A 16,917-nucleotide genomic window follows, 5' to 3' on the forward strand; every position below is an offset into this window, starting at 1 on the left:
AAAATCCAGATTCGAAATGTAATCTTTCCGAATCTGGATTTTTGATGAAAAAAGAATTTTTTATTTTGTCTCTTCTTCGCTTTTCTCTTCTTTTTTATCAGCTGGTTTTTGGTCGTCTTTTGCAGCATTTTTGAATTCTTTAATTCCACTACCAAGACCTTTCATTAATTCCGGAATTTTTTTACCTCCAAAAAGTAATAAAACTACTGCCAATATAACAAGGATTTCTGTAACTCCAAATCTTCCCATGATTGAATAATTTATGCCGAAGCAAATTTGTATTAAAAACTGGCAACAAAGATAATTAGAATAACTTAACAGGAACTCATTTTAAGGCAATTATTTAATTTATATAACGTTAAAAATTATCTAATTTTTTTTTATCATTTATAATGATAAGCTAATGCAGGCAAAGCACAAGGATTGACATTAATTATTTATATTTGTGGAAAAGCAAAAACATGTCCGAAAAAAGGTTAAAAAGAAAAAAATTGCACAAAAAGTTGTTCACAAAAAACCGTTTGGTTATTTTGAATGAGGACACTTTTGAAGAAACTTTTTCTTTAAAACTGACTTTAATGAATGTCTTTGTGGTAGCTTCGCTGGGTGCTATTTTTCTAATTGCGGTGACTACTTTTATTATTGCTTTTACACCGCTTCGCGAATTTATTCCGGGTTATTCTTCAACAAAATTAAGGAAAGATGCCACCGAATTAGCTTTAAAATCCGATTCCCTAACTTTAGTTTTAAAGAAAAATCAGGCGTATATTTCATCTATACAAAAAGTACTAACAGGAGAATTAGATTATGCTAAATTCAATAAAGATTCCATTTTAGCAGCAACAGAAGATACAATTCAAAAAACAGATTTATTACCTTCAAAAGAAGAACTTGAATTGAGAGCTGAAGTAGAGAAAGAAGATAAAAAAGGACAGTCAGTTACTGTCAAAAAGAAGAAGAAATAATTAATTAAGTATATTCATTTTTTCTTCAACCATCATAATTAGCAAAACAAAATGTCAATCAAATCTATAGCGGCAAAATTATTTGCTCAACATATTCACAAAAAAACAGAGCTTTGGACAAATAATCCTGTAGCGACTCAAAAAGCGGTTTTTGAAGCATTAATTAAAGAAGCACAACAAACGCAATTTGGTAAAGACCATCATTTTGACCAAATAAAAACTACCGAAGATTTTGCCAAACAAGTTCCTATTAGGGATTATGAAGACTTAAAATCGTATATTGAAAAGGTAGTTAAAGGAGAGGAAAATGTGTTGTGGAAAGGCAAACCCTTGTATTTTGCCAAAACTTCGGGAACTACATCCGGGGCTAAATACATTCCGCTTACCAAAGAATCAATGCCTTATCATATCGAAGCAGCCCGAAATGCGATTTTGAGTTATATTCATGAAACAGGCAAAGCCGATTTTGTAGACGGAAAAATGATTTTTCTGCAGGGAAGTCCTATTTTAGAGGAAAAATACGGAATTAAATTCGGACGACTTTCGGGAATTGTGGCGCATTTTGTTCCGAGGTATTTACAGAAAAATAGAATGCCTTCCTGGGAAACCAATTGTATGGACGATTGGGAAGCTAAGATTGATGCAATTGTCGAAGAAACTTTCGATGAAAATATGACGGTGATTTCGGGGATTCCATCCTGGGTACAAATGTATTTTGAGCGTTTGCAGCAAAAAGGAGGAAAGACTGTAGGTGAAATTTTCAAGAACTTTAATTTGTTTATTTACGGCGGTGTTAATTACGAACCTTACAGAGCGAAGTTTGAAAATTTAATTGGTCGAAAAGTAGACAGTATCGAATTGTTTCCGGCTTCGGAAGGATTTTTTGCCTATCAGGACTCTCAAAAAGAAAAGGGAATGTTGCTGTTGTTGAATTCGGGAATTTTCTACGAATTCATTAAGAGCGAAGAATTTTACAATCAAAATCCAAGACGTTACACTATTGGCGAAGTAGAATTAGGAGTGAATTATGTGTTGATTATTTCTACTAATGCGGGATTGTGGGGCTATAATATTGGAGATACGGTTCAGTTTACTTCTTTAGCGCCTTATCGTGTGATTGTTTCTGGTAGAATTAAACATTACATTTCTGCTTTTGGAGAACATGTTATTGGTAAAGAAGTGGAAAGTGCTTTGCAGGAAGCCATGGAAGGAACTAACATTCGGGTAAATGAGTTTACGGTGGCACCACAAATAAATCCTGCCAGTGGATTGCCGTACCACGAATGGTTTATTGAATTTGAAAACGAACCGGATGTTTTGAACACTTTTGCGGAAGCGATAGACAACGCCATGCGTAAACAAAATATTTATTACGACGATTTGATAGTAGGGAATATTCTGCAAAAAGTAGTTATTACCAAAGTTCCTAAAAATGGTTTTCAGGAATACATGAAATCCATTGGGAAATTAGGAGGACAAAATAAAATTCCGAGACTTTCCAATGATAGAAAAATTGCTGACTTTTTATCTAAATAATTATGAAAGAAGTTAAAAACATATTGAGAACCAGAGCTCAGGAATCCTCGGCGGCTATTGAAAAAATGTACATTACTATGAGACATTTGTTCAATAGGGGTTTTTACAAACCTATGGGGGTTTCGGGAGATACTTTGAGGGAAGCGTTGTTAACTTTGCGTCCTGAGATTTATGGAAATATAGCTGATGAAAAAGTAGAATTAAAAGGACTTTTGTATGTTATTGAGCGTTTGCCTTTAGGAATAGAAGAATGTCGTTATATCAATTTAACTTCTGATGAAGGTTATTCCAAATCACATTTCCAAGTTATAGTTCCTCCAAAAAGAAAACGCAATTGTTACCGAATTGATGAGGAACAAATGAATATTGAAATTACCCGAGGACGTTCGGATATTTATGATATTCTGACGCATCTGACGTTTATTTTTATAGAATCGCATAAAATAAAAAACAGGGTTTTGATTGATGATGCCGGCGAAGTTTCACGGGATTGGCTGAAACTAGAGGAGGCGGTTTTGAAAAGACAAAAACTAAGTTTGATTGACAAAGAAATAGCCATTTCTCATGCGGCTAATATTTTGGGTCGAAGCTTTGAAGATGTATTGGAGATTTATGATGATTTTGGTTCAGAAGAGGCACCGGATCGTTTTCTGCACATCATTTTTTGGTTAGGAAAATTAGCGATGGAAGAAGTGGTTAGCAACAACAAAAGAACCATTACTTTTAGTCCGATACTAAGAGAGCGTTTAGGGCATCATATTCACGGCGAAATATGGGCAACGAACATCAAGGAGGTTTTAAAGACAAATGGACTTTTAGACCGCCCAATTCATGTGATAAGTGCTAATATGCATTCGGTGATGAATTCTATTTTTGCTAAAAGTGCTTTAAAATCGACTTTTAAAGGTAAATCAGATTTTGAAATTTTTGAAGAATTAAGTAAACCTACTGCAAATGGATCCAGGACTAAGGTTGAAGAAGCGGCTTTAAAACAGGGAATGATTTCTTTACCTGAAACTGAAGGAACAAATATCGATGTACAAATTTTTGATACGGAAAAAATTGATTGGAGTACTACTCCTTTTTCAAAAGCTAATTTTGCAGGAGCAAAACCTGTTTTGATAGTAATGGATTATGCCTTTGGAGAACAGGCTTATGAAACCGTTGATGAGTTGTTGAAACCCTATAAAAAGAATGTTTTTCTCAATGTAGAATCGGTGTCGATTATGGGAAAAGCAGGAATTTTAGAAGGGGGAAAAGGTGATATTATGATTCCGAATGCCCATATCAATGAGGGTACGGCTGATAATTATTTCTTTGAAAATGAATTAACTCCCGAAATGTTTCAGGGCAATCATATTTCGGTTTTTGCAGGTTCTATGGTTACCGTTTTGGGAACTTCGTTGCAAAACAGAGATTTGTTGAAGTTTTTCCACGAATCGACCTGGGGTGTTATCGGATTGGAAATGGAAGGTTCGCATTATCAAAAAGCGATACAATCGGCCTCAAAAATCAGAAAAAGTATCCCTAAAGATGTAAAAGTGCGTTATGCCTATTACGCATCGGATAATCCGTTAGAAACAGGAAGTACATTGGCTTCGGGCGGATTAGGAACAACCGGAGTGAAACCTACTTATTTGATTACCATTAAAATATTAGAACAAATTTTTAATATCATTTAGAATAAAAAGAGGAACAGTTTGCTTCGTTCCTCGCAATGAAATATATATGAAAAGAATATTGATTACAGGGGCGGCAGGATTTTTAGGTTCTCATTTGTGCGATCGTTTTATTAAAGAAGGCTATTTTGTTATAGGGATGGATAATCTCATTACGGGCGATTTAAAAAACATCGAACATTTGTTTAAATCAGAGCATTTTGAATTCTATCATCATGATGTTACTAAGTTTGTTCATGTGCCGGGAGAATTGGATTATATCCTGCATTTTGCTTCTCCGGCCAGTCCGATAGATTATTTGAAAATACCAATTCAGACTTTGAAAGTAGGTTCATTAGGAACACATAATTTGTTAGGTTTGGCAAGAGTTAAAAAAGCCCGAATTTTAATTGCTTCGACTTCTGAGGTCTACGGAGATCCATTGGTGCATCCGCAAACAGAAGATTATTATGGAAACGTAAATACGATAGGTCCAAGAGGAGTTTATGACGAAGCCAAACGTTTTCAGGAATCCATAACCATGGCTTACCATACTTTTCACGGTGTAGAAACGCGTATTGTTCGAATTTTTAATACTTATGGTCCAAGAATGCGTTTGAACGACGGACGTGTAATTCCGGCTTTTATAGGTCAGGCTTTGCGTGGTGAAGATTTAACCATCTTTGGCGATGGGATGCAAACGCGTTCGTTTTGTTATGTAGACGACCAGGTGGAAGGAATTTTCCGTTTGCTGCATTCTGATTATGTGTATCCGGTAAATATTGGAAATCCGGACGAAATTACCATTAAAGATTTTGCCGAAGAAATCATTAAATTAACCGGAACCGACCAAAAAGTGGTGTATCATCCGCTGCCAATAAATGATCCGTTACAACGGCAACCAGATATTACCAAAGCTAAAGAATTGCTGGGTTGGGAGCCAACAGTAAATCGTGCTGAAGGAATGAAAATCACCTATGATTATTTCAAATCTTTGTCTCCTGAGGAGCTTTCAAAAGAAGAACACAAAGATTTTACGGATTATATAAAATAAATGGAAACGCCTTTAGTATCTGTAGTTATTCCAACATTCAATTCTGAGAAATACATTTCAGATACTATTATTTCTGTCCAAAATCAAAGCTATCAAAATTGGGAAATAATCTTAGTTGACGACGGTTCGACTGACACAACCCGAACAATAATAACTACTTTTTTAACGGATAAAAGAATTCAATTTTATCCGTTAGGAAAGAATTCAGGTACAGGAGTGGCACGAAATTTTGGAGTTACTAAAGCTGCCGGAAAGTACATTGCCTTTCTTGATGCGGATGATTTGTGGAAGCCTGAGAAATTGGAAAAGCAAATTGATTTCTTGAAAAAGAATAATTTAGCGTTTACTTTTTCTTTTTACGATTGTATTGACGAACAAGGGAATTCATTAAATAAAAGGGTAGAAGCACCACGAAATTTATCCTATTCGCAATTGTTTTTTTGCAATTATGTGGGCAATTTGACTGGAATTTATGATGTGGATTATTTTGGAAAAATCGCTATTCCTTCTATTAGAAAAAGACAGGATTGGATGCATTGGCTCACTATTTTAAAAAAGATTAAAACGGCAAAACCGGTTCCTGAAAGTTTGGCCATCTATAGAATCCGGGAAAATTCGCTTTCTACTTCTAAAACTGCTTTAATCCAATATAATTTTGCTGTTTACAGGCAATTTCACGGCTTTAATTTAGTGCTTGCTGTATTTTGTATGATTGGTTTTTTATTCACGCAATTAGCCATAAAACCATTTTATTGTAAAGCAGACTGACTATTTTTTGTATCCAATTTTGGTTCTTGGTTTTTCCTCTTCTTTTTTCTCGGTTAATTCATCTAAATAAGAGAAAACTAGTTCAATATTTTTACCCTGATTTTCCAGTTTCTTCTGAATTTGGACAATATCTAATTTCATTTCGGTGGTATCCAAAAGCATCTGTCTTACTTTGACAAAAATTCGCATAATTTGAATGTTGGTCTGAATTGCTTTTTCGCTGTTCAAAACACTCGATAACATTAAAATGCCGTGTTCTGTAAAAGCGAAAGGTAAATATTTTTGATGTTGACCTCTTCCTTTCTTTAAGGTCGCAAATTGCGACCTTAAAGAATTGTGTTCACTTTCAGTGAGTTGAAACATAAAATCTTCTGGAAATCGATTAATATTTCTTTTTACTTGTTCTTTTAATCTTTTGGTTTCAATTCCATAGAGTGTTGCCAAATCTCTATCCAGCATTACTTTTTGATTTCTAATGTAGTAAATGGTATTAGAAATTGTTTCTTCCGAAAGTATAAGTCCTGAGTTCATCGCTTTATAATTAGAAATACTAATATACGATTTTATTTACATTATAATAGTGATGTAAATTGCTTTAGTTTTCCTCTGGCGGTTCTTTCTAAGTTATTTTTTCTAATAAATTTAAAATCTAAGTTGGGTTCAAGATACAAGCTAATGGCATCTTTTATTTTCTGAATTTGTGCCAAATCTAATTCGGTTTCACTTACATATTCAATCTCAAAAGTGTCAATTTTAGTTTGTTTGATGACAAATTCCTTTACATTTCCATCGTCTTCAATAATCGATTTGGTTACATAATAGAAGGTCAATCCAGGCGATTTTTTACCACTTGGAAGAATTGCCACATCATTGGTACGACCGATTAGTTTTTTCAAAATAGGTTTTTCCAAAGTGCTTTTTTCGTCTAAAATACCAATATCACCAATGTCGTAACGAATAAACGGATGGGCTTTGTTGAATAATGAAGTAATCACAATTTTGCCTTCAGTTCCATTTGGAACAGGATTATTATTTTTATCTAAAATTTCTACAAAAAGCGTTTCGGAATTAATTCGCCATTCTTTTTGAGGTGATTCAAAAGCAATTAAGTCCAGTTCAGAAGCGCCGTATTCGTTAATAATTGGAATTCCGAATTGTGTTTCTAAAAGGATTTTATCATCTTCAAAAAGCATTTCGGAAGTGACCATACATACTTTTAATCTTGGGCAAATGTCTCTTAGGATGAGGTTTCGCTTTCGCAAAAATTTGGCAAACAAAACAATGGAACTGGTGTAACCGTTGAGGTAATCGAATTTGGTATGCGTAAATTTTTTCAGCACTTTTTCTAAAGCCTGATCTGATAAATCAAAAACAGGAAAGCGGTAACGTTTACTTAAAAAGTCCTTGAATCGTTCTTTGTGATAACCTATAAAATCCAAAGGAATGCCGTAAAATCGCGCCTGAAGCGAACGATTAAAATCGATTCCAAACCAGCCAAAACGGTACATATTTGAAGCCCAGGTCAAGGCATGTGTGTATTTGTCTTTGGCAAAAATAAAAGGTTCACCACTGGAACCAGAGGTTTTGTTGAGGTAAATATTTTTAGAATTGTAGCCTTTTGAAAGTCGGTTTTGTAATGGAGATTGAAGATTGCTTTTGTTTAGAATAGGTAAGTCTTCCCATTTTATATCATTTTTAGAACCTACTAAATTTTGATAAAAAGCATTGTTTTGTAAATGATATTCAACAATGGTTTGTTTTTGATTTTCAATAAATTGTTTTTTTTCTTCGGCGGAAAGTGCTACTATTTTGTCCAAATCGGATTTTGCTTTCCTAATTGGAAAACCATTTAATAACAGCGTAATGTCGAAAATAGAAAACATGGGAGTGCTTATTTCTTCAAAAATAATATTCTGGTGAGAACTAAAGGTGTAGAATAGACAACTTTTTGATAAATAATTATTTTTTACGTTTAAAAGCAATTATTTTTGCAGCACTCTAAAATGAGTTTAGCAACTAAAATTAAAAGACATGAATATATTACTATTGGGTTCAGGAGGAAGAGAGCATGCATTTGCATGGAAAATGGTTCAAAGTCCGCTTTGTGACACTCTTTTTATGGCTCCTGGAAATGCCGGAACTGCTGAAATTGCAACGAATGTAGCGATTGCCGTAACTGATTTTGAAGCGATTAAAGCTTTGGTTATCAAAGAAAACATCGAAATGGTTGTGGTAGGTCCTGAAGATCCGTTAGTAAAAGGTATTTATGACTTTTTCTTAAATGATGAAAGTTTGAAAAATGTTCCTGTGATTGGTCCGTCAAAATTAGGAGCAACATTAGAAGGAAGTAAAGAATTTGCCAAAGAATTTTTGGTAAAACACAATATCCCAACAGCTGCTTATGATAGTTTTACTGCTGAAACTGTAGAAAAAGGATGTGATTTCTTGGAAACATTAGCACCACCTTATGTATTAAAAGCTGATGGATTAGCAGCCGGAAAAGGAGTTTTGATTATTCAGGATTTAGAGGAAGCTAAAGCTGAATTAAGAAATATGTTAGTTGGTCAAAAATTCGGTGCTGCGAGTTCAAAAGTGGTTATCGAAGAGTTTTTAGACGGAATTGAGTTGAGCTGTTTTGTACTGACTGACGGAAAAAGCTATAAAATTTTACCAACAGCCAAAGATTACAAACGTATTGGCGAAGGGGATACTGGATTGAATACAGGTGGAATGGGAGCGGTTTCTCCGGTTCCTTATGTTGATGCTGTTTTGATGGAAAAAATTGAAACACGCATTGTAAAACCAACTATTGCAGGTTTACAAAAAGACGGAATTCCATACAAAGGATTTGTTTTCATTGGATTAATCAATGTTAAAAACGAGCCTTTGGTGATTGAATATAATGTGAGAATGGGTGATCCGGAAACAGAAGTAGTTGTTCCAAGATTACAATCTGACCTTGTGGAGTTGTTTTTGGCTGTAGCCAATGAAAAACTGGATGAATTTGAATTGAAAATCGATCCTAGAAGTGCTACAACTGTAATGCTTGTTTCTGGTGGTTATCCTGAAGATTTTGAAAAAGGAAAAGTAATTACCGGCTTGGAAAATGTTGAAAACTCTATTGTTTTCCACGCAGGGACAAAATTAGACAACGGAAATGTAGTGACTAACGGAGGTCGTGTAATGGCGATTACTTCTTATGGAGATTCTTTCCAGGAAGCTTTGGCGCAATCGTATAAAAACGTTGCCGAGATTAGCTGGGAAAATGTTTATTTCAGAAAAGATATTGGTTTCGATTTAGTTTAATCGAAACCAATTAAGCATAAAAAAACGTCCCGATAAGCAATCGGGACGTTTTTTTTATTTGATTTTTTTCTATTCTTATTTCAAGAATGAATGTGCTGTAGTATCTTGATTTTCAGTTCCGGCATCATCAAAAATACGTAATTGTTTAATCCAGTAAACAATTGCAGCTGAACAGATAATCATAAAAATCCAGTTTAAAGTGTTTGCTCCAAACCAGCTTACAAGTTCTAAAGAACGTAATCCATCTAATGGTTTGAAAAGAAAATCAACAAAAAGTGTTTGTATTCCTTCGAAAAATGCTTTCATGATATAGAATTTAAATTTTATTAATTGTTGTTGGGTAAATATGAAAATGATTATCCGAATAATAATTTTGCTGTAACTCGTTTCCTTTTTTGAACAAGTAGTATATTTACAGTCACAAAAGTATAAAATATCCGTATGATTACAAGTGTTTTTAAAAAATCTACACCATTAAATTTTTCTTTAGTAGTATTTTTGATATTGTTTTTTGATTTTATCTATCAAATTCAGGATTTATCTTGGTCTCATTCGGCAATTTTAGTCGCTAAAAAAGTGGGGATTGGGTTATTAATTTTGTTTTCGGCATTGATTACTAACTTCATATCAAAACGTAACGGACTTAGTAAAGACAGTGCTTATAGTATTTTATTTTTCCTGTTGTTTTTGCTTTTTTTTCCAAGTCTTTTTGATGATATCAATTTGATATTTGCTAATTTTTTCATCCTTTTGGCTTTTCGAAGATTAATTTCTTTGCAATCTCAAAAAGCTTCCAAAGAGAAGATATTTGATGCTTCCTTGTGGATTTTTGTGGCTTCCTTATTTCATTTTTGGTGTATTCTTTATTTGGTATTGGTGTTTATTTCTATTATTTCACATGTTATTGGAGATTATAGAAACTGGCTTTTGCCTTTTATTGCTTTTTTCGCAATAGTGATTATTTTTACAATGTATGCTTTAGTCTTTAATGCTGATGTCATTAGTTATATAACAAGAGGAATTGAAACAAATTTTAGTATTGATTATTTTACTAATAATTATCAAAATGCCGCCTTGTCTATTTATGCTACAGTGGCTTTGTTTTTTGTCATTTCAATGGTAATGACTTTGTCTTCAAGACCGTTGCAATTACATGCTTCTTTCAAGAAATTACTATTTTCTTTTTTAATTGCTGTGGCGATTTATATAATTTCTGCTGATAAAAGTAATGATCTATTAGTCTTTACTATTGCTCCTTTGGCAATGATGGCAACAGCCCATATTGAAATGCCTCAGCAGAAATTGAATCAGGAATTGGCTTTAGGGGTTCTAACGTTATGTAGTTTGTTTGCCTTTTTTTCTCAATTATAATTTAATTCCGTAAGCCAGATCTCCGGCATCCCCAAGACCAGGAACAATGTAACTGTGTTCATTGAGTTTTTCATCCAAAGCTCCTATCCATAAATGGCAGTTTTCAGGTAAATGTTTTTCTAAATAGGCGATGCCTTCGGGTGCAGCAATGGTTACAGCAATGTGCATGTTTCTTGGTATTCCTCTTTCCATTAATCGGTTGTAAACGGCAACAATAGATTGCCCGGTAGCTAACATAGGGTCAATTAGTAAAACACATTTGTCATTAATATCTGCAATGGCCTGATATTCGACTTTTATTTCAAAATAATCGTCGTTATTTGGATGGTATCTGTAGGCCGAAATAAATCCGTTTTCGGCTTGATCAAAATAATTTAGAAATCCCAAGTGCATACTTAAACCCGCTCTTAAAATCGAACAAAGTACAACGGAATCGGCAATTTGAGTTGTTTTTTTGATTCCTAACGGTGTTTGGACATCGATAGTTTTATAATCCAATTCCTTGCTCAGTTCGTAAGCCATGATTTCACCTATGCGTTCTATATTTCGTCTGAAACGCATGGCATCTTTATGAATGTTAACCTCACGTATTTCAGCTAGAAAATGGTTCAGAATACTGTTTTTTTCAGATAAATAATGAATTTGCATGGCAGAATAATTTTGGTTAAAAGTGGCTGTGAGAAAGTTGGTTTCTAATTTTTTTATAAAAGTATAAAAAGTATCTTTGTCCAAATAAAAAGATAAAGATGTTTTCAAAATTAGCCTATTCCGTTTTTGAACAAAGTATCAAAGATTATCATCAATTTGATAATGTTGACCAACCGATAAACAATCCTTACCCAAAGGATCAGTTTGAACATTTATTATACCTGAAAAACTGGATTGACACGGTTCAATGGCATTATGAAGATATCATCAGGGATCCGCAAATTGATCCGGTAGCGGCTTTAACTTTGAAAAGAAAAATCGATGCTTCTAATCAGGAACGTACTGATATGGTGGAATATATTGATAGCTATTTTTTACAAAAATACAGCAAGGTAGTTGTAAAAGATGAGGCTAAAATCAATTCAGAAAGTCCTGCCTGGGCTTTTGACCGTTTGTCAATTTTAGCGTTAAAAATTTATCACATGTATGAAGAAGCTACACGTACAGATGCTTCTCAGGAACACAGAGATAAATGTCAGGAAAAGTTAAATGTACTTTTAGAGCAAAGAACTGATTTATCAACTGCTATCGATGATTTATTAAAAGATATCGAAAACGGTGATAAATTCATGAAAGTGTACAAACAAATGAAAATGTACAATGATGATGAATTGAACCCAATTTTGTACCAGGGAAAAAAATAAAAATTGGCAGTACTTTTGTCCAATTCAATACAACATATAGCCGTCATGAGACTTTCCGCAATGGGAGACGTCGCCATGACGGTTCCTGTTTTACGGGCTTTTGTAAAACAGCATCCTAATATCAAAATAACGGTCATTTCCCGTCCGTTTTTTAAGCCTTTTTTCGAATCGATACCTAATGTTGCTTTTTTTGTTTTTGATGAAAAAGAACGACATAAAGGATTTTCGGGTCTGATTCGATTGTTTAAGGATCTACGAAAGTTAAAAATCGATGCTTTTGCCGATTTGCATAATGTACTTCGTTCTAAAGTCGTGAGAACACTTTTTGCCTTGAGCGGAAAAAAAGTAGCTGCAGTTGATAAAGGACGTGAAGGGAAAAAAGCCTTAACCCGAGATGAAAATAAGGTTTTCAAGCAATTGCCAACGATGTTTGAAAGACATGTAAAAGTGTTTGAAGAACTTGGTTTTGCGGTTGATTTATCTAATCCACAATTTCCTGAAAATGCCGTTTTGAGTGCTGCTATTTTGGAAATCATTGGAACTAATCATCAAAAATTAATCGGAATTGCGCCTTTTGCACAGTATGATTCTAAAGTTTATCCTTTGGATTTAATGCAGGAAGTTATTGCCCAATTGGCACAAAATTCAAACTACAAGATTTTACTTTTTGGGGGAGGAAAAAAAGAGACTGAAATTTTAGAATCTATATCAAGTCCTTACTCAAATGTCATTAATATGGCCGGGAAAATTAAATTCCAACAAGAACTGCAATTAATCAGTAATCTTGATGTGATGCTTTCTATGGATTCCGGTAATGCACATATTGCAGCAATGCTGGGTGTAAAAGTGGTTACGCTTTGGGGTGCCACACATCCATTTGCCGGTTTTTCTCCATTTAATCAGCCATTGGAAAATACCTTGGTTGCTGATAGAAATGTGTTTCCAAAATTACCTACTTCAGTATATGGAAATAAAAAAGTGGTAGGCTACGAAGATGCCATGCGAACCATTACAGTTGATTCTATAGTAGAATTGCTTAAATAATTGCAATTGAATAGCTTAAGTAGTATTCTTAGTAAAGCTTGATATTTCCTCAGTTTTTTTATTGAAAGAATAATTTTACCAATTATTTAACAAATGGCTTTTAAATTATAAGTGTAAAAAATACTATTTTGGCTGTCTGTGAGTTAGGTCTTACAATTATGGATTAATTCAGGGAAAATAGGAACTTTTTTTATCAAGTTGCTTTTTTAAATGTTAATACAATATAAACAGAAACTATTTTATGCCAAAAATTACATTAACAATTGCCATTTTGTTCTTATCCTCTTTTTCAGCTTTTTCTCAAAAAGTTACTATTTCAGGTTTAATAACGGATAGTAAAGATAAAAGTCCGGTACATAATTCAGTTGTAGCTTTACTTACTCCTGTCGATTCTGTTTTATATAAGTTTACCCGTTCGGATAAACAGGGTAAATTTAATTTCAAAGAAGTAAAATCAGGGAATTATATATTGATGACTTCGCATAATCAATATGCTGATTATGTAGATGCCGTAATTGTTAACGGAGCGGATATAAAACTAGGAAATATTGCTTTGAAAAGTAAGATAGAACTTTTAAGAGAAGTTGTTATTAAAACAGGTTCAATTCGAATTAAAGGTGATACCACCAGTTACAGAGCCAGTGATTTTAAAGTGGATGCCAATGCTAATGTAGAAGAATTACTTAAAAAACTGCCAGGTATTCAGGTAGATAGAAATGGAGTGATAAAAGCTATGGGTGAAACCGTACAAAAAGTATTGGTTGATGGTGAAGAATTTTTTGGAGATGATCCGGGTATGGCAGTAAAAAATTTAAGAGCCGATGCTGTAAAAGAAGTTCAGGTTTTCAATAAAAAAAGTGAACAGGCCGAATTTACAGGGATTGATGACGGAAAAACCCAAAAAACAATTAATCTGAAATTAAAAGAAGATAAGAAAAAAGGGTATTTTGGTAAAATAGACGGAGCCAATCAGCCGTTTACAGATGCTGATTCCAGATACAACAGCAACCTGATGTTTAGCTCTTTTAAAGGCAAAAGAAAATTATCCGCATTTTTATTGAATGGAAATACAGGTCAGGATGGTTTGAGTTGGGAAGACAGCGAGAAATTTGGAGCTCGTGATGGGAATATAAGCATGAACATGGATGATGATGGAAATGTAAGTTACGAATGGGTGGGAGGCAGTAATGACGGAGAACCGTATGTGAATACCCAAAACGGTTTTATCAAAAACACCAATGCCGGCATACAGTACACTAACAAGTGGAATGAAAAGCAAAACCTGAATGTATCACCTAAATTTAATCAGCAAATTTACACCAATAATAATAGAAGATTTTCCCAAACACAGGTGGGAGATACTTTTTTGAATGACGAAAGTTCAACGGAAACCAATGTTAACAGAAGGAACTTTAAACTCAATGCAATTTATGACGTAAAATTAGATTCGGTAAACTCCATAAAATTCTCTGCCAAAACTAATTTTTATCAAACCCAAAGTGATGAATTTACCAATAGAAAAACCACTGGTGAGGCTGATATTTTGAAAAACAAACAACAGCGAACATTCATTACTGATTCTGATAAGTCTTCTTTATCAGCGGGTTTATTGTTCAAACATAAATTTGCCAAAGCCCGACGTACATTTACATTTAGTAGTAGTTGGAGTCGTTTAAGTACCAATTCGAACAACATTTTAAAGTCGTCTAATGAAAGTTATGTTAATGGTAATTTTGATTCAAAAGTGGATGTAAATCAAAATAAAATTGGCGACAGAGCAAACCAAAATTTGACAGCAAGTGTAAGTTATTCGGAACCTTTAGCCAAGCAGTTAGCATTACAGTTTAGTTATCAATTAACTTATGATAAAGGTAAAAACAACTATTTTACTTATGATTATTCGGAAGATACAGATAAGTATGATGTGTTAGTTGCTTCATTGTCTAACCAGTTTGAGCAAGCAGTTGTTACACAAAGACCTAATGTAAGATTGAGTTATAACGCTAAGAAAATCACTTACAGCGTTGGAAGTGGTTTTGGTTTTACCACTTTCGATTTACAGGATTTAAGCTTGAATAAAGAATATAAGCGCAATTATACTAACTTTTTTCCGTCGGCTAATTTCTCCTATAAGTATAAAAGTAATAGCAATTTGCGTTTTGATTATCAGGGATCAACAAGACAGCCTTCTCTGGAACAATTACAACCATTAAGAAACAATCAGGATTTCTTTAATCAAACTCTGGGGAATCCTGATTTAAAACAATCTTTTACGAATAGAATAAACATCAATCAGAATAGTTACGATATGCTGACCGAAAGGCAAATGTATCAGGGACTTTCTTTTAGTACAACAGCTAATCAAATTATTTATAATAGTACTATAGATCCTGAAACGGCTAAAACTATTTCTAAACCTATAAATACCAATGGCAATTTTTCGGCAAATTACTATTTCGGTTATGGTTTTAAGATTAAGAAAATTGATATGTATACTGATTTCAGGCCAAATATTAACTATAATAAATCGGTAATAAGTATCAATGATAAACTGGGTGATGCTAAGAATTTAAACACAGGACTTTCAGTTTCTATGTACAAATACAAGCAAAAGAAATATGATATTAGCTTAAGTAACAGGTTTTCTTATAATCGAAGTAGTACTACTCAAAATAGCGAAGTAAAATCATTTAACACCAATGAGTTGAATTTTAATTTAGGAGTTTATTTTGGTGAAAAATGGAAATTATCAACGGATTACAATTTAAATACCAGGCAAAAAACAGTCGATTTTCAGGACAATCTTACTAATCAATTGTGGAATGCCCGATTGCAGCGCACATTTAAGAAAGATGAGTTTACGGCTTATATAGTGATTAGAGATATTTTAAATCAAAATATAGGTATTCAAAGAAATGCATATAATAATACGATCTCTCAGGAACAAAACGATAGACTTAAAAGGTATGCAATGATAGGCTTTACTTGGAATTTTAAAAACGGTGGTGAAACAGCAAAAAAATAACTTTACAACTATGAAATCAATTCTTTCTTTTATTGTAGCATTAATTTTTACAACTTCTGCTTTCGCACAGCAATTTGTGGATAAGGCGGTTATTGAATTTGAAGTAAGTACTAATCTTAAAAAAACAATGAGTAATGATAGTTGGGGTGAAATGATGAAAGACAACCTTTCTGATCTTAAAATTTCTTACTTCAATTATACTTTTGCTGATAATAAAAGTATTTTCAAATTTGACAGATGGAGTCCAAAAACCAGAATTCCAAAATATTTGAAAGATTCAGATGAAGAAAATAGCTGGTATTTTAATTTTAATACTGGAATGATGAACAAGCAAAAACAAATAGGAGGAACTCTTTTTGTTACAAACGATAGCATTCCAAAAATTGAATGGAAAATTACCAATGAAAACAGAGAAATAGCGGGTTACAATTGTCGAAAAGCCGTAGGCAAAATCATGGACGACGTATATGTATTTGCTTTTTATACAGATGATATTACCATTTCAGGTGGTCCAGTTTCTATCAGTGGTTTGCCGGGTATGATTTTAGGACTTACTATACCAAGATTATATACTTCTTATATAGCAACCAAAGTTGATGTAACACTGGTTAATGCAGCAGATATAAAACCTGTCGCCGCCAAAAAAACCTATAATGTAAAAGAGTTAAAAACTATTTTTGAAGATAAATTAAAGGATTGGTACAGCGATGGTGATGACAAAGAAGAAGTTAAAAGACAAAAGAATATGTTCTTGTGGAATGCTTTTTTGTGATTCACAATCTTATGTTATTTTGGATAAAAATAAACCATTAAGAAGTTAAGTTTTAAAGGGAAAAAC

16 protein-coding genes are annotated in these 16,917 nt (G+C 33.4%); 11 read left to right on the forward strand and 5 right to left on the reverse strand.

Annotated features, from left to right (window positions below; genetic code table 11):
- Window positions 1–60: 60 nt before the first annotated feature.
- On the reverse strand, window positions 61–249 hold the full coding sequence (tatA, locus tag BLR17_RS02860) for a twin-arginine translocase TatA/TatE family subunit (protein WP_066327853.1): 189 nt from the start codon (window positions 247–249) through the stop codon (window positions 61–63).
- Between the two features lie 212 nt (window positions 250–461).
- On the opposite strand from tatA, the gene BLR17_RS02865 reads away from it, so the two are divergent.
- The 5 genes from BLR17_RS02865 to BLR17_RS02885 are packed head-to-tail and all read left to right on the forward strand — an operon-like array spanning window position 462 to window position 5,981.
- Window positions 462–965: a peptidase gene (locus BLR17_RS02865; RefSeq protein ID WP_066327852.1), complete on the forward strand. Its 504-nt coding sequence runs from the start codon at window positions 462–464 to the stop codon at window positions 963–965.
- A 51-nt stretch (window positions 966–1,016) separates the two neighbouring features.
- A complete protein-coding gene (locus BLR17_RS02870) occupies window positions 1,017–2,501 on the forward strand; it encodes a GH3 auxin-responsive promoter family protein (protein ID WP_066327849.1) in 1,485 nt (494 codons plus the stop codon).
- A 2-nt stretch (window positions 2,502–2,503) separates the two neighbouring features.
- Entirely contained in the window at window positions 2,504–4,183 is a 1,680-nt protein-coding gene (locus BLR17_RS02875; RefSeq protein WP_066327846.1) for a DUF6909 family protein, read from the forward strand.
- A 46-nt stretch (window positions 4,184–4,229) separates the two neighbouring features.
- The gene (locus tag BLR17_RS02880) at window positions 4,230–5,213 is read left to right on the forward strand and encodes a UDP-glucuronic acid decarboxylase family protein (RefSeq protein ID WP_066327843.1); all 984 of its coding nucleotides are present in this window, start codon (window positions 4,230–4,232) and stop codon (window positions 5,211–5,213) included.
- Window positions 5,214–5,981, forward strand: a complete 768-nt coding sequence (locus tag BLR17_RS02885; protein WP_066327841.1) for a glycosyltransferase family 2 protein — start codon at window positions 5,214–5,216, stop codon at window positions 5,979–5,981.
- On the opposite strand, the gene BLR17_RS02890 is transcribed toward BLR17_RS02885, so the two are convergent.
- Entirely contained in the window at window positions 5,982–6,512 is a 531-nt protein-coding gene (locus tag BLR17_RS02890; protein WP_066327839.1) for an ORF6N domain-containing protein, read from the reverse strand.
- A 41-nt stretch (window positions 6,513–6,553) separates the two neighbouring features.
- Entirely contained in the window at window positions 6,554–7,864 is a 1,311-nt protein-coding gene (locus tag BLR17_RS02895; protein ID WP_066327838.1) for a phenylacetate--CoA ligase family protein, read from the reverse strand.
- A gap of 148 nt (window positions 7,865–8,012) precedes the next feature.
- On the opposite strand from BLR17_RS02895, the gene purD reads away from it, so the two are divergent.
- The gene (gene purD, locus BLR17_RS02900; protein ID WP_066327835.1) at window positions 8,013–9,287 is read left to right on the forward strand and encodes a phosphoribosylamine--glycine ligase; all 1,275 of its coding nucleotides are present in this window, start codon (window positions 8,013–8,015) and stop codon (window positions 9,285–9,287) included.
- A 75-nt stretch (window positions 9,288–9,362) separates the two neighbouring features.
- Here the strand turns inward: purD and BLR17_RS02905 are convergent, their stop codons facing one another.
- Complete coding sequence (locus BLR17_RS02905) at window positions 9,363–9,593, reverse strand: DUF6341 family protein (RefSeq protein ID WP_066327834.1); 231 nt, start codon at window positions 9,591–9,593, stop codon at window positions 9,363–9,365.
- Window positions 9,594–9,728: 135 nt separating this feature from the next.
- On the opposite strand from BLR17_RS02905, the gene BLR17_RS02910 reads away from it, so the two are divergent.
- Window positions 9,729–10,658: a DUF6427 family protein gene (locus BLR17_RS02910; RefSeq protein WP_066327832.1), complete on the forward strand. Its 930-nt coding sequence runs from the start codon at window positions 9,729–9,731 to the stop codon at window positions 10,656–10,658.
- Here BLR17_RS02910 and upp read toward each other — a convergent pair.
- Window positions 10,653–11,306 (reverse strand): uracil phosphoribosyltransferase, encoded by a 654-nt coding sequence (upp, locus tag BLR17_RS02915; protein WP_066328481.1) that lies wholly within the window; start codon window positions 11,304–11,306, stop codon window positions 10,653–10,655. The two genes, BLR17_RS02910 and upp, sit on opposite strands and share 6 nt — an antisense overlap.
- A gap of 98 nt (window positions 11,307–11,404) precedes the next feature.
- Between upp and BLR17_RS02920 the strand changes: the two genes are divergently transcribed.
- The 4 genes from BLR17_RS02920 (at window position 11,405) to BLR17_RS02935 (ending at window position 16,851) form a co-directional block, all read left to right on the forward strand.
- Window positions 11,405–12,010, forward strand: coding sequence for a DUF4254 domain-containing protein (locus BLR17_RS02920; RefSeq protein WP_066327830.1), 606 nt, complete (start codon window positions 11,405–11,407; stop codon window positions 12,008–12,010).
- A gap of 45 nt (window positions 12,011–12,055) precedes the next feature.
- The gene (locus BLR17_RS02925) at window positions 12,056–13,054 is read left to right on the forward strand and encodes a glycosyltransferase family 9 protein (protein ID WP_066327828.1); all 999 of its coding nucleotides are present in this window, start codon (window positions 12,056–12,058) and stop codon (window positions 13,052–13,054) included.
- A 241-nt stretch (window positions 13,055–13,295) separates the two neighbouring features.
- A complete protein-coding gene (locus tag BLR17_RS02930; protein ID WP_066327825.1) occupies window positions 13,296–16,079 on the forward strand; it encodes an outer membrane beta-barrel protein in 2,784 nt (927 codons plus the stop codon).
- Window positions 16,080–16,089: 10 nt separating this feature from the next.
- Window positions 16,090–16,851, forward strand: a complete 762-nt coding sequence (locus tag BLR17_RS02935; RefSeq protein ID WP_139068355.1) for a GLPGLI family protein — start codon at window positions 16,090–16,092, stop codon at window positions 16,849–16,851.
- Window positions 16,852–16,917 lie beyond the last annotated feature (66 nt).

This window comes from Flavobacterium glycines (assembly GCF_900100165.1).
In the GTDB taxonomy this organism is placed as follows: domain Bacteria; phylum Bacteroidota; class Bacteroidia; order Flavobacteriales; family Flavobacteriaceae; genus Flavobacterium; species Flavobacterium glycines.

Coding starts and splice junctions, on each gene's coding strand:
- purD (WP_066327835.1), top strand. CDS start 8,013: ATGAATATATTACTATTGGGTTCAGGAGGAAGAGAGCATGCATTTGCA.
- upp (WP_066328481.1), bottom strand. CDS start 11,306: ATGCAAATTCATTATTTATCTGAAAAAAACAGTATTCTGAACCATTTT.
- BLR17_RS02885 (WP_066327841.1), top strand. CDS start 5,214: ATGGAAACGCCTTTAGTATCTGTAGTTATTCCAACATTCAATTCTGAG.
- BLR17_RS02920 (WP_066327830.1), top strand. CDS start 11,405: ATGTTTTCAAAATTAGCCTATTCCGTTTTTGAACAAAGTATCAAAGAT.
- BLR17_RS02890 (WP_066327839.1), bottom strand. CDS start 6,512: ATGAACTCAGGACTTATACTTTCGGAAGAAACAATTTCTAATACCATT.
- BLR17_RS02925 (WP_066327828.1), top strand. CDS start 12,056: ATGAGACTTTCCGCAATGGGAGACGTCGCCATGACGGTTCCTGTTTTA.
- BLR17_RS02910 (WP_066327832.1), top strand. CDS start 9,729: ATGATTACAAGTGTTTTTAAAAAATCTACACCATTAAATTTTTCTTTA.
- tatA (WP_066327853.1), bottom strand. CDS start 249: ATGGGAAGATTTGGAGTTACAGAAATCCTTGTTATATTGGCAGTAGTT.
- BLR17_RS02880 (WP_066327843.1), top strand. CDS start 4,230: ATGAAAAGAATATTGATTACAGGGGCGGCAGGATTTTTAGGTTCTCAT.
- BLR17_RS02875 (WP_066327846.1), top strand. CDS start 2,504: ATGAAAGAAGTTAAAAACATATTGAGAACCAGAGCTCAGGAATCCTCG.
- BLR17_RS02930 (WP_066327825.1), top strand. CDS start 13,296: ATGCCAAAAATTACATTAACAATTGCCATTTTGTTCTTATCCTCTTTT.
- BLR17_RS02870 (WP_066327849.1), top strand. CDS start 1,017: ATGTCAATCAAATCTATAGCGGCAAAATTATTTGCTCAACATATTCAC.
- BLR17_RS02905 (WP_066327834.1), bottom strand. CDS start 9,593: ATGAAAGCATTTTTCGAAGGAATACAAACACTTTTTGTTGATTTTCTT.
- BLR17_RS02895 (WP_066327838.1), bottom strand. CDS start 7,864: ATGTTTTCTATTTTCGACATTACGCTGTTATTAAATGGTTTTCCAATT.
- BLR17_RS02865 (WP_066327852.1), top strand. CDS start 462: ATGTCCGAAAAAAGGTTAAAAAGAAAAAAATTGCACAAAAAGTTGTTC.
- BLR17_RS02935 (WP_139068355.1), top strand. CDS start 16,090: ATGAAATCAATTCTTTCTTTTATTGTAGCATTAATTTTTACAACTTCT.